16 protein-coding genes and 3 pseudogenes are annotated in these 18,477 nt (G+C 74.2%); 10 read left to right on the top strand and 9 right to left on the bottom strand.

Features of this window, described 5'->3' with window-relative positions; genetic code table 11:
- Nucleotides 1-53 precede the first annotated feature (53 nt).
- Both ACZ64A_RS04940 and ACZ64A_RS04945 read right to left on the bottom strand, forming a co-directional pair.
- Nucleotides 54-1,928: a serine hydrolase domain-containing protein gene (locus ACZ64A_RS04940; protein WP_469808251.1), complete on the bottom strand. Its 1,875-nt coding sequence runs from the start codon at nt 1,926-1,928 to the stop codon at nt 54-56.
- 77 nt (nt 1,929-2,005) lie between these two features.
- Complete coding sequence (locus tag ACZ64A_RS04945; RefSeq protein ID WP_469808252.1) at nt 2,006-2,752, bottom strand: helix-turn-helix transcriptional regulator; 747 nt, start codon at nt 2,750-2,752, stop codon at nt 2,006-2,008.
- 105 nt (nt 2,753-2,857) lie between these two features.
- Here ACZ64A_RS04945 and ACZ64A_RS04950 point away from each other — a divergent pair, with 105 nt between their 5' ends.
- Nucleotides 2,858-3,391 carry a DUF2231 domain-containing protein gene (locus ACZ64A_RS04950; protein ID WP_469808253.1) on the top strand — a complete coding sequence of 178 codons (534 nt, stop codon included), beginning with the start codon at nt 2,858-2,860 and terminating at the stop codon, nt 3,389-3,391.
- 19 nt (nt 3,392-3,410) lie between these two features.
- Nucleotides 3,411-3,830, top strand: coding sequence for a hypothetical protein (locus tag ACZ64A_RS04955; protein WP_469808254.1), 420 nt, complete (start codon nt 3,411-3,413; stop codon nt 3,828-3,830).
- 55 nt (nt 3,831-3,885) lie between these two features.
- On the opposite strand, the gene ACZ64A_RS04960 is transcribed toward ACZ64A_RS04955, so the two are convergent.
- Nucleotides 3,886-6,288, bottom strand: a complete 2,403-nt coding sequence (locus tag ACZ64A_RS04960; RefSeq protein ID WP_469808255.1) for a penicillin acylase family protein — start codon at nt 6,286-6,288, stop codon at nt 3,886-3,888.
- Between the two features lie 192 nt (nt 6,289-6,480).
- Between ACZ64A_RS04960 and ACZ64A_RS04965 the strand changes: the two genes are divergently transcribed.
- Nucleotides 6,481-7,980: an acyl-CoA synthetase gene (locus ACZ64A_RS04965; protein ID WP_469808256.1), complete on the top strand. Its 1,500-nt coding sequence runs from the start codon at nt 6,481-6,483 to the stop codon at nt 7,978-7,980.
- 6 nt (nt 7,981-7,986) lie between these two features.
- Here ACZ64A_RS04965 and ACZ64A_RS04970 read toward each other — a convergent pair whose 3' ends face one another.
- Nucleotides 7,987-8,544 (bottom strand): TetR/AcrR family transcriptional regulator, encoded by a 558-nt coding sequence (locus ACZ64A_RS04970; protein ID WP_469808257.1) that lies wholly within the window; start codon nt 8,542-8,544, stop codon nt 7,987-7,989.
- Nucleotides 8,545-8,655: 111 nt separating this feature from the next.
- Here ACZ64A_RS04970 and ACZ64A_RS04975 point away from each other — a divergent pair, with 111 nt between their 5' ends.
- Nucleotides 8,656-9,813 (top strand): FAD-dependent monooxygenase, encoded by a 1,158-nt coding sequence (locus ACZ64A_RS04975; protein ID WP_469808258.1) that lies wholly within the window; start codon nt 8,656-8,658, stop codon nt 9,811-9,813.
- Between the two features lie 158 nt (nt 9,814-9,971).
- Here ACZ64A_RS04975 and paaK read toward each other — a convergent pair whose 3' ends face one another.
- On the bottom strand, nt 9,972-11,270 hold the full coding sequence (gene paaK / locus ACZ64A_RS04980) for a phenylacetate--CoA ligase PaaK (RefSeq protein WP_469808259.1): 1,299 nt from the start codon (nt 11,268-11,270) through the stop codon (nt 9,972-9,974).
- 173 nt (nt 11,271-11,443) lie between these two features.
- On the opposite strand from paaK, the pseudogene ACZ64A_RS04985 reads away from it, so the two are divergent.
- Nucleotides 11,444-12,113, top strand: a pseudogene (locus ACZ64A_RS04985) (alpha/beta fold hydrolase).
- A 107-nt stretch (nt 12,114-12,220) separates the two neighbouring features.
- On the opposite strand, the gene ACZ64A_RS04990 reads toward ACZ64A_RS04985, so the two are convergent.
- Entirely contained in the window at nt 12,221-12,799 is a 579-nt protein-coding gene (locus ACZ64A_RS04990) for a DUF6069 family protein (RefSeq protein ID WP_469808260.1), read from the bottom strand.
- Nucleotides 12,800-12,985: 186 nt separating this feature from the next.
- Nucleotides 12,986-13,177, bottom strand: a pseudogene (locus ACZ64A_RS04995) (hypothetical protein); the annotation flags it as partial.
- 166 nt (nt 13,178-13,343) lie between these two features.
- On the opposite strand from ACZ64A_RS04995, the gene ACZ64A_RS05000 reads away from it, so the two are divergent.
- A complete protein-coding gene (locus ACZ64A_RS05000) occupies nt 13,344-14,012 on the top strand; it encodes a dienelactone hydrolase family protein (protein ID WP_469808261.1) in 669 nt (222 codons plus the stop codon).
- A 133-nt stretch (nt 14,013-14,145) separates the two neighbouring features.
- Here the strand turns inward: ACZ64A_RS05000 and ACZ64A_RS05005 are convergent, their stop codons facing one another.
- Both ACZ64A_RS05005 and ACZ64A_RS05010 read right to left on the bottom strand, forming a co-directional pair.
- Nucleotides 14,146-15,024 carry an SDR family oxidoreductase gene (locus ACZ64A_RS05005; RefSeq protein ID WP_469808263.1) on the bottom strand — a complete coding sequence of 293 codons (879 nt, stop codon included), beginning with the start codon at nt 15,022-15,024 and terminating at the stop codon, nt 14,146-14,148.
- Nucleotides 15,025-15,074: 50 nt separating this feature from the next.
- Nucleotides 15,075-15,527: a YbhB/YbcL family Raf kinase inhibitor-like protein gene (locus tag ACZ64A_RS05010; RefSeq protein ID WP_469808264.1), complete on the bottom strand. Its 453-nt coding sequence runs from the start codon at nt 15,525-15,527 to the stop codon at nt 15,075-15,077.
- 92 nt (nt 15,528-15,619) lie between these two features.
- Between ACZ64A_RS05010 and ACZ64A_RS05015 the strand changes: the two are divergent.
- From ACZ64A_RS05015 to ACZ64A_RS05030, 4 genes and pseudogenes are all read left to right on the top strand, one after another.
- Nucleotides 15,620-16,071: pseudogene (locus ACZ64A_RS05015) on the top strand (flavodoxin family protein).
- 138 nt (nt 16,072-16,209) lie between these two features.
- Nucleotides 16,210-16,635 (top strand): CBS domain-containing protein, encoded by a 426-nt coding sequence (locus ACZ64A_RS05020; protein WP_469808266.1) that lies wholly within the window; start codon nt 16,210-16,212, stop codon nt 16,633-16,635.
- A 94-nt stretch (nt 16,636-16,729) separates the two neighbouring features.
- Entirely contained in the window at nt 16,730-17,401 is a 672-nt protein-coding gene (locus tag ACZ64A_RS05025; RefSeq protein ID WP_469808267.1) for a helix-turn-helix transcriptional regulator, read from the top strand.
- Nucleotides 17,398-18,369, top strand: coding sequence for a pyridoxal-phosphate dependent enzyme (locus ACZ64A_RS05030; protein WP_469808268.1), 972 nt, complete (start codon nt 17,398-17,400; stop codon nt 18,367-18,369). Before ACZ64A_RS05025 ends, ACZ64A_RS05030 begins: the two co-directional genes overlap by 4 nt.
- Nucleotides 18,370-18,477 lie beyond the last annotated feature (108 nt).

Here is an 18,477-nt window from a genome sequence, read left to right on the forward strand (position 1 = left end):
AGGGGCTCGCCGATCACGCGGCCTGACGCCCGGCCCGACCGACCGGACAGCTCCTAATCGGCCGACGCCGACCATCCCTTCGCCTCGATCCGGGCCGCGTCCGCCGGCCGGCGGTCGTCGAAGGCCGGGCCGTCGGGTGTCTCCACGCGCAGTGCGTCGACGTACGCTCCCCGGCCGACGTAGAGCTGGTCGGTGCTGTAGCGCCAGCGCAGGGTGAGGGAGCGGGCGGGCGGCAGGGTGGCCGCGAGCCGGTGCCAGGTGCGGCCCGACCAGCCGGTGACCGTGCCGGCCGGGTGTTCCCGCCGGCCGTCGGCGGCGCCGGTCGTGGTGAACGGCACCGGCTGCCAGGTGGTGCCGCCGTCCGGGGACGCCTCCAGCGCCAGCACGTCGGCCTGCGGTTCGGTGTCCCACCACAGCGCGCAGGTCAGCAGGCAGCCGTCCGCCGAGGTGTCCAGCGGTGGCAGCGTGAGCGTGGCGGAGACCGCGCTCGCCATCCCGGAGAACCAGGCGCTGCGGCCCTGCCACGGGCGAACCGGCACGGCGCGCGCCAGGTTGTTCCCGGCGGCGACCCGCGGCGCGGATCCGGAGCGCCAACTGCGCACCGGGTGCACGGAGTTGCCGAGCACGACGAGGAACGAGTCGGTCGTCGGGTCCAGCACCAGCGACGTACCGGTGAAGCCGGTGTGGCCGGCCGTACGCGGCGTGGCCATCGCGCCCATGTACCAGTGCTGGTAGAGCTCGAAGCCGAGGCCGTGTTCGTCGCCGGGGAAGGCGGTGTTGAAGTCGGTGAACATCAGCTCCACGGACCGCGGGCGCAGGATGCGGGTCCGGCCGTAGCGGCCGCCGTTGAGCAGGGTGCGTGCGAGTACGGCCAGGTCCCAGGCGCAGGAGAACACCCCCGCGTGGCCGGCGACGCCGCCCAGGCTGTAGGCGTTCTCGTCGTGCACCTCGCCCCACACCAGGCCCCGGTCCAGGCCCGACCACGGTCTGCGGGCGTCCTCGGTGGCGGCGATCTCCGCTCTCCAGGACGTGGGTGGGTTGTAGCGGGTGCGGCTCAGGCCGAGCGGGCCGGTGATCTCCTCGTGCAGCAGTGTGTCCAGGGGGCGTCCGGTGATCCGCTCCAGGACGAGTTGCAGGGAGATCAGGTTCAGGTCGGAGTAGAGGTAGGCGGTGCCCGGTGGGTTCAGTGGCGCCTCGTCGTAGATCAGCCGCAGCTTCTCCTCCCGCGTCGGCGCGTTGTACAGCGGTATCCAGGCGCGGAAGCCGGAGGTGTGGGTCAGCAGCTGACGAACGGTCACATCTTGCTTGCCGGCGGCCCCGAACTCCGGTACGTACGAGGCGACCGGCGCCTCCAGGCGCACTGCGCCGCGCTCGATCTGCTGCACGGCCAGCAGCGAGGTGAAGAGTTTGGACACCGACGCGAGGTCGAAGACGGTGTCGCGGGCCATGGGGATCTGTTGCTCCGGCGGGAACTCGACGCCGGTGCCGGTCTTCTCGTCGTACGCCCGGTAGCGCACCGCCATGCCGATCGGCTCGTGCAGGGCGACGGTGCCGCCGCGCCCGGCGAGCAGCACCGCGCCCGCGTACCAGGGGTGTTTGGGGGAGGGGCCGAGGAAGGATTTCGCGTCGGTGACGAGCCGGCGCAGATGCCCGTCGAGCAGTCCGGCGCGCTCGGCCGAGCCGTGCCGCAGCGTCGGCCCGCCGCCACCCGAACGGCCGCCACCCGATCCGCCGCCTTCCGGCTCGCTGTCGCCCCCCTCGCCGCCACCCGTTCCGGTGGCCGCCGCCGGTCCAGCCGGGAACGGCACGAGCGCCAGGGCGCCCCCCAATGCCGCCACCCCGGAACCGAGTTGGCGTCGCGTCAGTCCGTCCACCGCTGCCTCCCCCGCAACCCCTGAAAGTATCTTTCCGTAATGGTGGAGCCGCATGAAACTTTCGCGTCAGCCTGCGGCCATGTCAACGGGCGTGCATCACAAGGGAACTGACGGGGGGACGGAAGGGGCCGCTACGCGTGGTCGGCCTCGTCGCGGGCGCAGGAGGGGGGCGTGGTGCCCTCCGCGCTGTCCGTGGCCTCGTCGACCAGCTCGACGCAGCACACACCCGCGTGCGGTTCCAGCACCGCCGTGGTGCGCCGGTGCCCGGAAGCGGCGAGATAGCCGGACAGGAAGGCGTGGTTCATCCCGCACACCAGCTCCGGTGCCTGCGCGGCCAACGGGTGGAACGGACAGTTGTGCAGCACGGTACGGCCCCCGCCGTCGTCGGCGGGCTCGAACCCGAGGGACTCCAGGAACGCGTTCACATCCCCGCCGCGCGCCTCGGCGCCCAGCGACGTGCCGCGTTCCCGGGTGATCCGCAGCGCCGCCTCGTGCGCGCTCTCGCCCGGCCGCACCGCGGTCACCGCCTCGGCCAGCAGGGAGGCCAGCAGCTCGTGCCGGCGCGGCGGGAGGCTGATCTCCAGTGTCTGCGCGCTGGGCTCGTAGACCTTCGGGGCGCGCCCCACGCGACGCGGCCCGTGCCCGCCGTGCCCGGCCTGCAGCAGCCCCGAGTCGACGAGCTTGTCCAAGTGGAAGGCCGCCAGCTTGCGGGAGATCCCGACCGCGGCCGACGCCTCCTCCCGGGTGACCGGACGCCGGGCCCGCCGTACGAAGTCGAACAGCCGCCGCCGGGACTCGTCGCCCAGTACGGCGAGCGCGGCCACGGAGTCGGTGGTGGTCCGGGCCGGGGAGCCGGTGGCGGAGGAATCGAACGTCACGCGCCCACGGTAACTCCGTGAGCCACGGGTTGACGCCGGGCTTGACCGGCGCCTCGAATAAGACCAACAATCGTTGGTGAAATAACCCACAGGTGAGGTGCCGGTATGACCGTGAACACTGATCTTCGGCAGGCCAAGCAGCCGGTCAGCGGTGCGCTGGCGGGACCGTACGGACACCCCTTCCATCCGATCCTGGTCACGGTGCCGATCGGCGCCTGGGTGAGCAGCCTGGTCTTCGACATCGCCTCCCACGTCGTCCACCGGCCCGCTTTCCTGGTGCAGGGATCGATGTGGCTCATCGCCATCGGGGTGATCGGCGCGCTGGCGGCGGCCTGCGTCGGCTTCCTCGATCTGTTCGCGATCCCCACCGGCACCCCGGCCTTCCGCACGGCCCTGGTCCACATGACGCTGAACCTCTGCGTCACCGCCGCCTACGCGGGCGGCTGGGCCTGGCGGCACGGCGCCGGCACCGCCGGACAGGAGGGCGTCGGCGCCGGGCAGCTGACGCTCTCCGCCGTCGCCCTCGCCCTCCTCGGCCTGTCCGGGTATCTCGGCGGAAAACTCGCCTACCGCTACGGCGTGCGGGTCGCCGACGAGGCCACACAGGCCGACGGCTACCGCAGCACGTCATCGTCCTGACGCACTCTGGAGACCGCCCATGGACATCGCCGCTCTCGTCGCCTGGGTCGTCACCGCCTTCGGCGGTTTCGTCCTGCTCGCCCGCTGGATCGCCCGCGGCGGCCTGCGCCCCGCGCGGCAGGCGGCGCCGACCCGCCTGCCCGCGCCCGTCGTCTTCGGGCACTTCCTGCTCGCCGCGGCCGGCCTGGTCGTGTGGATCGTCTACCTGGCCGCCGACAAGCACGCCCTGGCCTGGACCTCCTTCGGCCTGCTCGTCGCGGTCGCCCTGCTCGGCTTCACCCTGTTCGGCCGCTGGCTGCCGGTGTACCAGGGCACCTCGGGCGAGACGGCGCCCCCGGAGCGTCACCTGCCCGTCCCCGTGGTCGCCGCCCACGGTCTCCTCGGCGCCACGACGCTGGTGCTGGTGCTGCTGGCGGCACTGGGCGTCGGCGGCAGCTGAGCCGCGGGGCGGGACGCGCGGCGCCCGGGAGACGGACCCCGGGCGCCGCGCCGCGTCACCCCTTCTCGCCGACCCTGATCACCCGCAGCGCCGGCGACGTGAGGATGTCCTTCTCGCAGAAGCGGGAGGTCACCCACTGCCCCGCCGAGAACAGCCGCGTCTGGTCACTGAAGTGCGGCGAGCCGGGGTCCGAGGACTGGGAGTACGTCAGCAGGGTGCGGGCCACCGGGCAGCGCGAGCCGTCGAAGCCGACGGCCTGGATGTAGCTGGAGCCGTGGGCCACCTCGGTGTAACCGCCGCCGGCCGCGTTCCACACCGGCTCCACCTTGTTCCACACGCCGAGCGACTCCGTGCCCCCCGGCACCGGGATGCGCTGGCCGCCGCGCACCACGAACTGGTGCTCACCGAGCGGGGAGTCCAGCGCGATGCCGGCCGCCCGCAGCTCGGCCACCGTGTCCGCGAGAGCCGTGGCGAACGCCGGCGTGCCGGTGTTCAGCGTGTTCGGCGTACCCACGGGGTCCGCCGGCGAGAACGGCACCTTCCACAGCTGCGCCGACGGCAGCCTGCGCCACAGCCGGTCGAAGAGCAGCGCGCCCCGGCTCGCGGTGTTCACGGTGTGGTCCCAGGCGGCGAGCACCTCGCACGCCTCCCGCACGTCGACCGCCGCGCCGTCACTGCCGGTCGCCGTGGAGCCGGGCAGCGCCGAGCAGGCCCTCGCCGCGTCCGCGGCGGCCAGATCACCGGCCGGCACCCGGTCGGCGAACTGCTGCGCCTGGAGGTCCCGCACGGTCAGCCCGCCGCGCGCCGCCATCGCCGCCACGTCCTGCAGTGCGCCCCGGGTGCGCAGCGTGCGCGCGGTGCCGACGGTGCCGAAGATCCGCTCGTAACCGGTCAGCGGCCGCTCCGCGTTGGCCAGCCAGGCGCTGTCGTTGGAGTTCTCCGCGTACGGCGCGTCCTTGAGCACCGGCATCCGCGAAGGCCCGAACACACCGGGCTGGACGGCGTCGGGATCGCTGCCGAGCGCGCAGTCGCCGTGCGAGCCGTCCAGGACCGCCAGGCCGGACGCCGGGTAGGTGGCCCGGCCCAGCGGGGTCAGACAGCGCTGCGCCAGATCGTCGGTGACCCGCGGCAGGACCTGCGACTGGGTGTACAGGCTGTGGCCGCGGGAGTCGGCCGCGATCGTGTTCACCCACGGCAGGCCCTGGGTGCGGCGCAGCGAGGCCAGCACGTCGTTTGTGGAGCGGGCGCGGCCGAAGCCGAGGGCGGTGTCGGCGCCGCGCAGATTGGCCGCGTTGGGATCGCCCACGGCGTACGCCGTCGTGGCCGTCCACGGCAGCGGCAGGGAGGCGCCGAGGGACGTGGTGACCGGGCCGTAACGGGTCCACCACTGGGTGCGGGTCACCGGTGCGCCGTTGTTCACCGCGACGGTGACGGTCCGCCGTGTCATGCGTTCCCGCCTCCCGTCGACCAGGTAGACCGTCGGGTCCGCCGGATCCAGGGCCAGTTGGCGCAGATCGAGGGTGACGCCGGTGGCGACCGTGTGGCTCCAGGCGACGTACGGGGTGTGGCCGATGGAGATCGTCGGCGAGCCGAGCAGCGAGCCGCCGGACACGTTCAGCACACCGGGGATGGTCTGCTGGGACTGCCAGAAGCGGCGGCCGCCCTGCCAGGGGTAGTGCGGGTTGCCCAGCAGCAGGCCGCGGCCGTTCGCGGTGGTCGCGCCGCTGAACGCGACCGCGTTGGACCCCATGTCCGCGGAGTCGGTGGCGAGCAGCGCCCGGGCGGCCCGCGCGGCGTCCGCGGCGTCGGGTGCCTGCGCGCCGGAGGGTCCCGCCATCGGCGGCTGCGCGGCCGTGATGCCGTCGATCGCCCTGCCCTCACCGCCGAGCACGGCGAGCGCGTAGGAGCGGGCGGCGACGTCCAGCGCGGTCACCGGGCGCACCCAGGAGGCGTCCCGGCACGCCGGGTCGGTGATCCGGTGCCGCGCCAGCCAGGCGTTGTACCCGGCGGCGAAGCCCCGCATCAGCTCCTTCACCTCCCGGCTCGGCCCGGCCGGCGCGGGCTGCCGCAGGAGCTTCTCCACCGTGCCCGCCTCGCGTACGCCGCGGAAGTACAGGTCGCTGGAGAGGTTGCCGGAGGCCGAGGACAGGGAACCGTCGGTCGCCGCGTCGGCGCCGAAGTACCGCGAGCGCTCGCCCCGTACGGTCACGAAACCGTCGGCCAGCGTGCACACCTGGTCGGTGGCCTGGGCCCAGCCGGTGCCGAAGCCGAGGTCGGCGTAGGAGCGGGCGAGGATGTGCGGGATGCCGTACTCGGTGTACCGGATGACGGCGGACAGACCGCCGTGCGCGGGACGGTCCTGCCTCACCGGCCGCTCGGCGGCGGCCGCCGGCAGCGCGGACGCGGCGGTGAGCAGGGCCGCGGCCGCGACGACGGCGCGTCTCAGGCGGGTGCGCATCGTGCCTCCCAACATCGTCGGGGGAAGGAGCGCAGAAGCGTACCAGCCGGTATGTCGCCGTGACGGCAGGCGTGTTGAAGGCTCCGGCCGCACCGCGGGGAACGGCGCCGGGCGTGTGCGACCCCGGCCGGGGTCCCCCGGAGCGCGCACATGTCTTGACCGCCCCGGCGTGCGCGTCGAGGATCATGAGGCATGACGCCCGGACACGGCAGCACCGTCGACGGCGTGCTGCGCCGCAGCGCCCGCCGCACCCCCGCGCGCGTCGCCGTCACCTACGGCGAGCGCTCCTGGACGTACGAGGCACTCGACGACGCCGTCTCCCGCGCGGCCGGCCTGCTGCGCGGCGAGGGCCTCGCGCCGGGCGACCGGGTCGCCGCATACGGCCACAACTCCGACGCCTATCTCATCGCCTTCCTCGCCTGCGCCCGCGCCGGCCTGGTGCACGTGCCGGTCAACCAGCACCTCACCGGCGACGACCTGGCCTACCTCGTGCACCAGTCGGGCAGTTCGCTGGTGCTCACCGACCCGGACCTCGCCGGCCGGCTGCCCGGCGGCGTGGCGACCCTGCCCTTGCGGAACACGGACGACGCGCTGCTCGAACGGCTGCCCGCGACCGCGCCGTACGACGGGCCGGAGCCGCGCGCCGAGGACCTGGTCCAGCTGCTGTACACCTCCGGCACCACGGCGCTGCCCAAGGGCGCGATGATGACCCACCGCGCGCTGGTCCACGAGTACCTCAGCGCGATCACCGCCCTCGACCTGAGCGCAGGTGACCGCCCCGTTCACTCGCTGCCGCTGTACCACTCGGCGCAGATGCACGTCTTCCTGCTGCCCTACCTCGCCGTCGGCGCCACCAACGTGATCCTCGACGCCCCGGACGGCGAGCGGCTGTTCGACCTCATCGAGACGGGCCGCTGCGACAGCCTCTTCGCACCGCCCACCGTCTGGATCGCCCTGGCGAACCGCCCCGACTTCACCACCCGCGACCTCGGCGGGCTGCGCAAGGCCTACTACGGGGCCTCGATCATGCCCGTGCCCGTGCTGGAGAGGCTGCGCGGGCGGCTGCCGCACCTCGCCTTCTACAACTGCTTCGGACAGAGCGAGATCGGCCCGCTGGCGACCGTGCTCGGACCCGACGAGCACGAGGGACGCATGGACTCCTGCGGCCGGCCCGTGCTGTTCGTGGACGCGCGGGTGGTCGACGAGGACGGCAAGGACGTGCCGGCCGGCACCCCCGGTGAAATCGTCTACCGCTCCCCGCAGTTGTGCGAGGGCTACTGGGACAGGCCCGAGGAGAGCGCCGAGGCCTTCCGTGACGGCTGGTTCCACTCCGGCGACCTCGCGGTGCGCGACGCCGACGGCTACTTCACCATCGTCGACCGGGTCAAGGACGTCATCAACTCCGGTGGTGTCCTGGTCGCCTCCCGCCAGGTCGAGGACGCCCTGTACACCCACGAAGCCGTCGCCGAGGCGGCGGTGGTGGGGCTGCCCGACGAACGCTGGATCGAGGCGGTCACCGCGGTCGTCGTCCCGCGCGGCGCGGTGACGGAGGCCGAACTCATCGCCCACGCCCGGGAGAAGCTCGCCCCGTTCAAGGCGCCCAAGCGGGTCGTCTTCGTCGACGCGCTGCCGCGCAACGCCAGCGGGAAGATCCTCAAGCGGGAGCTGCGGGACCGGCTCACGAAGGGCTGAGCGGACTCAGCGCAGGGCCGTGTCCACCAGACGCCGGATCTCCTCGGCGCACACCGCCCCGCCGCTCACCAGCCGGTCGAAGACCAGCCCGTCCACGCAGGTCAGCAGCGTCAGCGTGCGTTCCTCGGCGTCCGCGTGCCCGTGCGCCGCGACGAAGGCGCGCACGAGGTCGCGGCCCGTGTTCTCGCGCGGCCGCAGGATCTCCCGCAGCTCGGGATGGCGCACGCTCTCCAGCGCGCACGCGTAGCGCGCCAGCGAGCGGCGCCGCCCCTCGCCCGTGAGCCGGCGCCCGGTGAGCGCGGCGATCCCGGCGACCAGGTCGTCCGCCGTCCGCGGCGCCGGCGTGGCCGCCCCGGCCGCCTCCAGCTCCGCCTGGTCGAGCGCCACCAGCCGCGTGACCAGCGCGGTCAGCAACGCCTGCCGGGTGCGGAAGTACGCCGACGTCGTGCCGGACGGCAGGCCGGCCGCCCGGTCCACGGCGCGATGGGTCAGCCCGCGCATCCCGGCCTCGGCCAGGACGTCGATGGCCGCGTCGGCGAGCACGGTACGTCGGTCGGTGGTCACCGGTCCTTTCTACACCCCGGTTTCTACAGCTGTAGAGGACGGGCGTACGCTGCTGCCGTCTTCTACAGATGTAGAAGCGTGGCGACGAGGAACACCAGGAAGGGGGGCGGCATGCGCGCAAGTGCGGTGGTCGTGGGCGGAGGCATCGGCGGGCTGGCGGCCGCGATCGGACTGCGCAGGACCGGCTGGGAGGTGACCGTCGTGGAACGGGCGCCGGTCCTCACGGACGTCGGCGCCGGCATCTCCCTGCACGCCAACGGGCTGCGCGCGCTGGACGCGCTCGGGGCCGGCGCGGCGGTGCGGAAGGCGGCGCGGCCCGTGCACACCGGCGGCACCCGCACCCCCGACGGCCGCTGGCTGACCCGCCTGGACGGCGCCGCGCTCGCCCGCGCCGTGGGGGACCCCATCCACGGCATCACCCGGGCCGACCTGCACCGGCTGCTGCGCGAGACGCTGCCCGCCGACCGGCTGCACGTCGGCACGCAGGCCACCGGGATCGACCGCACCGACCCCGCCCGGCCGCGGGTACTGCTCACGGACGGCGCCCTGGAGGCCGACCTCGTGGTGGCCGCCGACGGCGTCAACAGCCGGCTGCGCGCGCAGCTCCTGCCCGGTCATCCGGGACCGGTGCACAGCGGCTCCACCGTCCTGCGGGCCCTGACCGACGGGCCGCTCGCCGTGCCCACCGACTTCTCTCTGACCTGGGGCCCGGGCGTGGAGTTCGGCCACCTAGCCCTGGCGGACGGCCGCGCGGAGTGGTTCGCGGTGCTCGGCGCACCGCCGGGCACCCGCTACGCCGACGCCCTGGCCGCCGTACGCTACCGGTTCGCCGGCTGGCACGAGCCGATTCCGGCGCTGCTGGCGGCCACCCGTCCCGAGGACGTCCTGCACCACGACATCCACGAACTGGCCACGCCCCTGCCCACGTTCACCTCCGGCCGGGTGGCGCTTCTCGGCGACGCCGCGCACGCCATGACCACCAACCTCGGCCAGGGCGCCTGCCAGGCCCTGGAGGACGCGGTGGTGCTCGCCGCCGCGCTCGGCGCCGAGCCCTCCGTCGAGGCGGCCCTGGCCCGCTACGACGCCGAGCGCCGCCCGCGCAGCGCCGGTGTCGCCCGCGCCGCGCGCCAGGCCGGCCGGATGGGCCACCAGCTCACCCACCCGCTCGCCGTCGGCCTGCGCAACACCGCGGTACGGCTCACTCCGCCCGCCGTGATGCTGCGCGGCCTGCTGCGGCACGCGGACTGGACACCGCCGACGCTCGGCTGAGGGCGCGCCCCAGGGCGGGGCGCGCGTGCCAGCGCGGGCGCAGGTCTGGGTGCGGAGCGCACGTCTCGGCGCGGGGCGCGCGTCCCGGCGGGGCGCAGGTCTCGCGCGCGGCGCACCGCTCAGTGCGGGGCGGCACGTCCCAGCGCGGGGCGCGCGTCTCAGCGCGGGCGGAGGTCGACGATCCGGCGGATCTTGCCGACCGAGCGTTCCAGGGACTCCGGATCGACGATCTCGACCCCGACCGAGACCCCGACGCCGTCCTTGACGGCCGCCGCGATGGACCGGGCGGCGGCCTCACGGGCCTCGGGGCCGGCGTCGGGGCGGGCCTCGGCGCGCACGGTGAGGGCGTCCATGCGGCCCTCCCGGGTCAGCCGCAGCTGGAAGTGCGGCGCGACACCCGGCGTGCGCAGCACGATCTCCTCGATCTGGGTCGGGAAGAGGTTCACGCCGCGCAGGATCACCATGTCGTCGCTGCGCCCGGTGATCTTCTGCATCCTCCGGAACGCGCGGGCCGTGCCCGGCAGCAGCCGGGTCAGGTCCCGGGTGCGGTAACGGACGACCGGCATGGCCTCCTTGGTGAGCGAGGTGAAGACCAGCTCGCCCTCCTCGCCGTCCGGCAGCACCTCGCCGGTGATCGGGTCGACAACCTCCGGGTAGAAGTGGTCCTCCCAGATGTGCAGGCCGTCCTTGGTCTCCACGCACTCCTGCGCCACGCCCGGACCGATCACCTCCGACAGCCCGTAGATGTCGACGGCGTCGATGCCGAACCGCTCCTCGATCTCCCGGCGCATCTCCTCCGTCCACGGCTCGGCGCCGAAGATCCCCACCTCCAGCGACGTGGAGCGCGGGTCGACGCCCTGCCGCTCGAACTCGTCGAGCAGGGTGAGCATGTACGACGGCGTCACCATGATGATCCGCGGCCCGAGGTCCTGGATCAGCTGCACCTGGCGGGCGGTCATGCCGCCGGACGCGGGGACGACCGTGCAGCCGAGGCGCTCGGCGCCGTAGTGGGCGCCCAGGCCACCGGTGAACAGGCCGTAGCCGTAGGCGATGTGCACGGTGTCGCCCGGGCGGCCGCCCGCCGCGCGGATCGAGCGGGCCACCATGTCCGCCCACAGCGACAGGTCGCCCTCGGTGTAGCCGACGACGGTGGGGCGGCCCGTGGTGCCGCTGGAGGCGTGCAGCCGGCGGATGCGGTCGCGGGGGACGGCGAACAGCCCGAACGGGTAGTTCTCCCGCAGGTCGGCCTTGACGGTGAACGGGAACCTCGCGAGGTCCTCCAGTGTGCGGCAGTCGTCCGGGTGAACTCCCGCCTTGTCGAAGGCCTCCCGGTAGAACGGCACGTTCGTGTACGCGTGCCGCAGCGACGACCGCAGTCGGTCGAGCTGCAGCGCGCGCAGGGCGTCACGGTCGAGCCGTTCCCCCGGGTCCAGCAGGTCCGCCGTCGCATCCGCCATCGGGACTTCTCCCTCACCAACCATGCTAATCCGGACGACCGATCATTCGGTCGAGGTGCTGGGGATCAGTAATCCAGGCGACAGGGGAGCAGGCAAGAGGGAGGGGCGCACTTTTTCGCGGCGGACCCCGGAAACCCCCTCGCCCGTCAGGAACACGGCGGGCAAGACTCTCGATCACGCCGATCCTGACCACCGCCGACGGAACCGAACTGGCCTACCACGAGCGCGGTTCCGGCGACCCCCTCGTCGTGCCCGGCGGCCCCAAGCGGGCCTCCGCTTACCTGGGCGACCTGGGCGACCTGGGCGGCCTCGCCCGGCACCGCCGTCTGGTCCTGCTGGACCTGCGCGGCACCGGCGGCTCGGCGGCACCGGCCGACCCGGCGACGTACCGCTGCGACCGGCTGGTGGACGACGCCGAGGCGCTGCGGGTCCATCTCGGCCTGGACCGGATGGACCTCCTCGGCCACTCGGCAGCCTCGCCGCCCTGTACGCGGCCCGCCACCCGTACCGGCTGACCCGGCTCGCACTGATCACCACCGCCCTGCGGCCCCTGGGCCTGCGGGCGAGCGCCGAGGACAGGCTGGCCGCCGCCCGGCTGCGGCAGGGCCGCCCAGGCTTCGAAGAGGCGTTCGCTGCGCTGCGCGCCTGGCCGGCGGGGGAGCGGGAGTACGACGCCGACGTGGCGTTCTTCTTCGCCCCACCCCGGCGCTGGTCCGCCAGGCCGCCGAAGCCTTCCCGAAGGCGGAGGCCGCCGTACAGCCCGGCGCCGGGCACTACCCCTGGCTCGACGACCCGGAGTGGTTCGTACACCGCGTGACGGCGTTCCTCGACATGGCGGCGTAGGCGCGCGGCAGGTCGGACCGGCGCGACGTGTGGGTGGACCGGCGCGAGGCGGGGGGCCGGTGGTCGGCCTTGTTGTCAGGTGCTGGGCGGGGCGCACACGGCTGTGGTCACCACCCGCGGCGTACCGCTCCCCGGCCGACCGCCGACAGCAGGGAGCCGATCGTGGCGCCGACGGCCAGGTGCACCGCGGCGGTGCCGAGGCGGGCGCCGGTGCTCGCGGCCGTCGTGAACGGCAGCAGCACGGCCGCCGCCGTGCCCGTCACGACCAGCCAGGTGAACAGGCGGCCGGGACGCTTGACGGTCAGCACGAGGACATGGACCAGGCCGGTCGCGGCCAGCGCGGCCACGGCGGAGCCGGCCGCCAGCATCCCCGTGGAGGCGCTCTGCATCACGTCGTCGCCCCGGGGCACGAACAGCGCGACCCCCAGCACCCCGCGCACCACCAGCAGCGCCGCGACGGCCGAGAGCCCGGCCACGCCGGCCGCCATCACCCCGCCGGCCCACAGCCGCCCGGCGTTCAGCCCCGGTGCGGGCCGCGCGGGCGGGGGAGAGCCGCCGACGGAGGGCGCCGTCTGCGGGCGAGGGGGAGGGGTGGGTGAGGCAGTGGTGGCGTGCGCCCCCTGGGCCGACTGCGGGGAGTCCTGGGCCGGCCGGGGGGCGTTCTCGGGCGGGTCGGATGTCTCCATGCGTGACCTCCTGCCGTGCTGCTGCCGGGGCTTCGCTGCCCTCAGTCAAGAGCCCCGGCGCCCCGGCCGCATGTCGGGGCGGCCCGGCAGACCACGGTTCACCCGGACGGGCCCTGGCCTTGGGCGGGCCCTGGCCTTGGGCGGGCCGGAGACCCGGGCGCGTGGCCCCCGGCTGCCGAGGGCGGCCACCCGGTAGCCGGCGAAGGCGTTGGTGCCGTCCGCCGACCGGGCCGCCGGCAGCGCCGCCGGGCTGTGGCAGACCACACCGAGCGGTGGGCCGTGGCAGACCACACCGAGCGGTGGGCCGGCGGCGAGCGCCTCGGTCAGGAGCCGGCCGCAGCCGGTGTCGACCGCCAGGTCCTCGACGGGACTGCTTCCTGGTTCAGCGCCCCGGCGTCGGCGACGACCCGGACGTCACTCGGGCGCGCGAGGCGCTGCTGCGGGCGGGGGGCGGCTGCTAGGCGGCGGCACGGCGGTGTCTGACCGCCCCCGTCCGGGGGTACTGCGGCAGGCGCAGACGACCCCTTCGAGGGGAGGAGTGGCCATGACCACCCGAACCGTCCGGGTGCCCGCCGACGGCGCCCGGCTCACCGGGGACCTCGTGGTGCCGGACGGCGCCCGGGCCGTGGTGCTGTTCGCGCACGGCAGCGGCAGCTCGCGCCACAGCCCGCGCAACCGGATGGTCGCCGAGCGGCTGCGCGAGGCGGCCTTGGCCACGCTGCTGGTCGATCTGCTCACCGAGGAGGAGGACGAGCGCGACCGGATCACCGCCGAGCACCGCTTCGACATCGCTCTGCTCGGTGCGCGGCTCTCGGCCGCCCTCGACTGGCTCGGCCGGGAGGCGTCGACCGGCGAGCTGCCCGTGGCGCTGTTCGGCGCCAGCACGGGCGCGGCGGCGGCGCTCGTCGCGGCGGCCCGGCGGCCCGAGCGGGTCCTGACGGTCGTCTCCCGCGGCGGCCGTCCCGATCTGGCGGGCGACGCGCTGCGTGCCGTACGCGCGCCGGTCCTGCTGCTGGTCGGCGGCCGGGACACGGAGGTGCTGCGGCTCAACGAGGCAGCCGCGCGCGAGCTGGCCGGTCCGCACACCCTGCACGTCGTGCCCGGCGCCACGCATCTCTTCGAGGAGCCCGGCACCCTGGAGGAGGTCGCCGACACGGCCCGCCGGTGGTGCGTCGACCGACTGGAGGCCGCCGGACGCGTCCGCAACGGCTGAACACAGCGGCGACCCGGCGTCCGACACGCTGGGCAGAGTGGCGTCCAGGCGTCCGACGCGCCGAACACAGCGGCGTCCGGGCGTCCGGGACGGCTGAGGACAGCCCCGTCCCGGACGCCCGGGGCAGTGGCGCTCACGGCAGTGGCGTGCCGCCCGTCGCGTTGACGATCTCCGCCGTGATGTACGACGCCTCCTGCGAGGCGAGGAACACGTACGCGGGCGCCATCTCGGCGGGCTGGGCGGGCCGTCCGATCGGCGCCTGCTTGCCGAACTCGGCCGTGTCCGGCAGCGTCGCCGGGATCAGCGGCGTCCACACCGGCCCCGGCGCCACGGCGTTGACCCGGATGCCCCGGTCGATCAGCATCTGCGCGAGGCCCTGCGTGAACGTGACGATGGCGCCCTTGGTCATCGCGTAGTCCAGCAGATGCGGACTCGGCTTGTACGCCTGCACCGAGGCGCTGTTGATGACGCTGCCGCCCTCGGGGATGTGCGGCACGGCGAACTTCGTCAGCCAGAACATGCCGTACAGGTTCGTGCGCATGACCCGGTCGAACTGCTCGGTGGAGATCGCCTCGATGCCGTCCGGCTGGGACATCTGGTAGGCGGCGTTGTTCACCAGGACGTCGATCCTGCCGAACTCCTGCACCGCCCGGTCGACCAGTGCCCGGCAGGTGTCCTCCTCGCGGATGTCCGCCGGCACCGCGACCGCCCGGCGGCCCGCCTGCTCCACCAGGCGGACGGTCTCGGCCGCCTCGTCCTTCTCGCTGTCGAGATGGGTGAACAGCACGTCGGCACCCTCGCGGGCGAACGCGAGGGCGACCGCACGGCCGATACCGGAGTCGCCGCCGGTGATCAGGGCCTTGCGGTCCGTCAGCCGTCCGCTGCCCCGGTAGGACTCCTCACCGTGGTCGGGCGGCGGGTCCATGGGGCCGGTCCAGCCGGGGTGCGGCTGGTCCTGGGCGGGGAATTCGGGCTGCGGGTGCTGCTCGGCGGGGTGCTGGGGTTCGTTCACGATCGGCCTTTCTCGACGTTCCTCACGCCTTACGGGGGTCCGCGTGCCGGTCACCGCTGGTAGAGGCCCACCAGGGTGCCGCTCGCGAGCTGCTGTTTCTCCATCGCCTCGTGCACCTGCTCGGCCGAGGGCGCGTCGGGCAGGGCGCACGGCTCGCCGAGGGCGTACAGGCGGAAGAAGTACCGGTGCGCCTCGTCGCCGGGCGGCGGATGCGGGCCGCCCCAGCCGCGCCTGCCGTAGCCGTTGACGAGTTCGGTGCCGCCGGGCGGGCCGCTGCCCGTCTCCGCGCCCGTGCTGCCCGGGTCGACGCCGACGACGACCCAGTGCACGAACGTGCCCGACGGGGCGTCCGGGTCCTCGCACAGCAGCACCAGTTCCGCCGTGCCCTCCGGCACACCGGACCAGGCCAGCGGAGGGGAGACGTTCTCGCCTTCCAGGGCGTAACGGCGCGGGATCACGGCATGGTCGTTGAACGCGCTGCTTCTCAGTTCGATACCGGCCATGCGGCCGGAGTACCCGTGCGACCCTCGTGCATGCGGGGGCCGGGGGTGCGCGGGTTGCGTGCGGCGGGGGCGTCCCGGCAGGGTGGGGGGCCGTGGCCACCTTGCTGATCGTCCATCACACGCCGTCCCCGAACTGCCAGGCGCTCTTCGAGGCCGTCGTCTCCGGCGCGACCGCCCCGGAGATCGAGGGCGTCCGGGTCGTACGGCGTCCGGCGCTCGCCGCGACCGCCTCGGACGTGCTGGAGGCCGACGCCTGCGTGCTCGGCACCCCGGCCAACCTCGCTACATCTCCGGGGCCCTGAAGCATTTCTTCGACCAGATCTACTACCCGTGCCTGGACGCCACCCGCGGCCGGCCGTTCGGCGCTTGGGTGCACGGCGGCAACGACGTGACGGGTGCGCTGCGGGCTCTCGACGCGATCACGACCGGCCTGGGCTGGCGCCGCGCCGCCGAGCCGGTGACGGTGACGGGTGAGCCCGCCAAGGCCGACATCGAGGCGTGCTGGGAGCTGGGGGCCACCCTGGCGGCCGGCCTCATGGAGTGACCCCGGCCCGTGGGGCCGGGAGGTGTCCGGCCCCGGTCCGAAGGGGGTTTCCCGCGGGCGCCCGTCCGTCCGGTTTGCCGTCGGCCGTTCGGGCTACGCTGCAAGCAGTCAGCGTTCCGCGGGCATGGGAGGTACCCCATGAGCCGGCTCATTCGTGACGTGATGCACCCCGGCGCGGTCGCGGTCGAACCGATGACCACCCTGGAGCGGGCCGCCCGGGTGATGCGCGAACAGGACGTGGGTGACGTCCTCGTCGCCTACGACTGCGACCTGTTCGGCGTCCTCACCGACCGCGACATCGTGATCCGTGCCGTCGCCGACGGCTTCGACCCGCACACCACGGCCGTCGGGAAGGTGTGCAGCCGGCCGCCCATGGTGACCGTGGCGCCCACCGACACCACCGACCACGCGATCGAGCTCATGCGCGAGCACGCCGTACGCCGCCTCCCGGTCGTCGAACACGGGGGCTGCCCGGTCGGCATGGTCAGCCTCGGCGACCTCGCCACGCTGGAGGACTCCACGACGGCCCTGGCCGAGATCAGCGCGGCGACCCCCAACCACTGAGTGAGGGCGGCGCGCCCGGGTCTTGCCCCGGCCTCCGCCCTCTGCTTGGATTGTGCGTCCAACGGCTGGACGCACAATCCAAGGGAGCGCATCGATGACACCGACCTCCCAGGAGGCCGAGCGCGACGCGATCCTCGCCGCCCTGGTGCCGGTGGTGCACGGGATCGCGGCCACCTTCGGCCCGGTGTGCGAGGTCGTGCTGCACGACTACCGGGAGCCGGAGAAGTCGGTCGTCGCCGTGGCCGGATCGGTCACCGGACGGGCGGTCGGCGGCGCGATGAGCGAGATCGGCATGCGGGTCCTGGCCCGCGGCGACGAGGCCGGCGACGACCTGAACTACGTCACCCGCACCGCCGACGGCACCCGCCTCAAGTCCTCCACGATCGTGCTCCGCGACTCCGCCGGCGCCGTCTTCGGAGCCCTGTGCGTCAACCTCGACGTCACCGCAGTCGACCGGGCGCACGCCCTGCTCGGGGCGCTCGCCGGGGCCGCGGGCGGCGCGTCCGAACCGCCGGTCACCACCTTCGGCGACGACATCGACTCCGTGGTCGACGCGATCGTCGACGCCCATCTGCGCCGCCAGGACCGGACCTGGGCCGGGCTGGACCGTTCCCGCCGGCTCGCGTTGTTCCGCAGCCTGGACGACCAGGGCGTCTTCGCCGTGCGCCGCGCGGTCGAGCAGGTCGCCGGCCGCCTAGGGATCTCCCGCGCCTCGGCCTACAGCTATCTCGCCCAGTCCCGCACCCCGAACGGAGACCGCACATGACGAGCGCGCCGATCACCCTCGACGACGTCCGCGACGCCGCCGAGCGGATCAAGGGCGTCGCCCACCGCACCCCCGTCCTGCGCTCGCGCACCCTCGACGCGCGCGTCGGCGCCGAGGTCTTCCTCAAGTGCGAGAACTTCCAGCGCGTGGGCGCCTTCAAGTTCCGCGGCGCCTACAACGCCGCCTCCCGGCTCACCCCCGGGCAACTCCAGCGGGGCATCGCCGCCTACTCCTCCGGCAACCACGCCCAGGCCGTCGCCCTCGCCGCCCGCGAACTCGGCACCACCGCCGTGATCGTCATGCCCGAGGACGCCCCGCCGTCCAAGCGGGCGGCCACGGAAGGCTACGGCGCCGAGATCGTGACGTACGACCGCTACACCGGCGACCGGGTCGCCCTCGCGCAGGCGCTGGCCGCCGAGCGCGGCCTGACGCTCATCCCGCCCTACGAGCACCCGCACGTCATGGCCGGGCAGGGCACGGCCGCCCTCGAACTCCTGGAGGAGGCCGGAGAGCTGGACGCCCTGGTGGTCCCGGTCGGTGGCGGCGGACTGATGGCCGGCAGCGCCACCGCCGCCACCGGCCTGTGCCCCGGTATCCGCATGATCGGCGTGGAACCCGAGGCCGGCGACGACACCAAGCGGTCCCTCGCGGCCGGCCGGCGCATCGAGATCCCGGTGCCGCGCACCCTCGCCGACGGTCAGGCCCTCCCCACGCCCGGTGAGCTGACGTTCTCCGTCAACCGGCGGCTCGTGGACGACATCGCCCTGGTCACGGACGACGAGATCCGGCAGGCGATGGTATTCGCCTTCGAACGGCTCAAGATCGTCCTTGAGCCGAGCGGCGCCACCCCGCTCGCCGCCCTGCTGGCCGGCCGGACCGGGACCCCCACGGGGCGCGTCGGGCTGATCCTTTCCGGCGGAAACGTCGACACCGAACGCTTCTCCCGGATCGTCCGCGGAGAGGGCTGAGCGGCCCGCAGGCCAAAGAACCGGGGGGTGTTCACCCGAATGGCGGTCGCGCGCGGACGGGCGGACGATGGCTGTACGGGGCCCGGCCCCGCCGCTCACACCTGCGTC

The sequence above is a fragment of the Streptomyces sp. NPDC104814 genome (genome assembly GCF_055583185.1).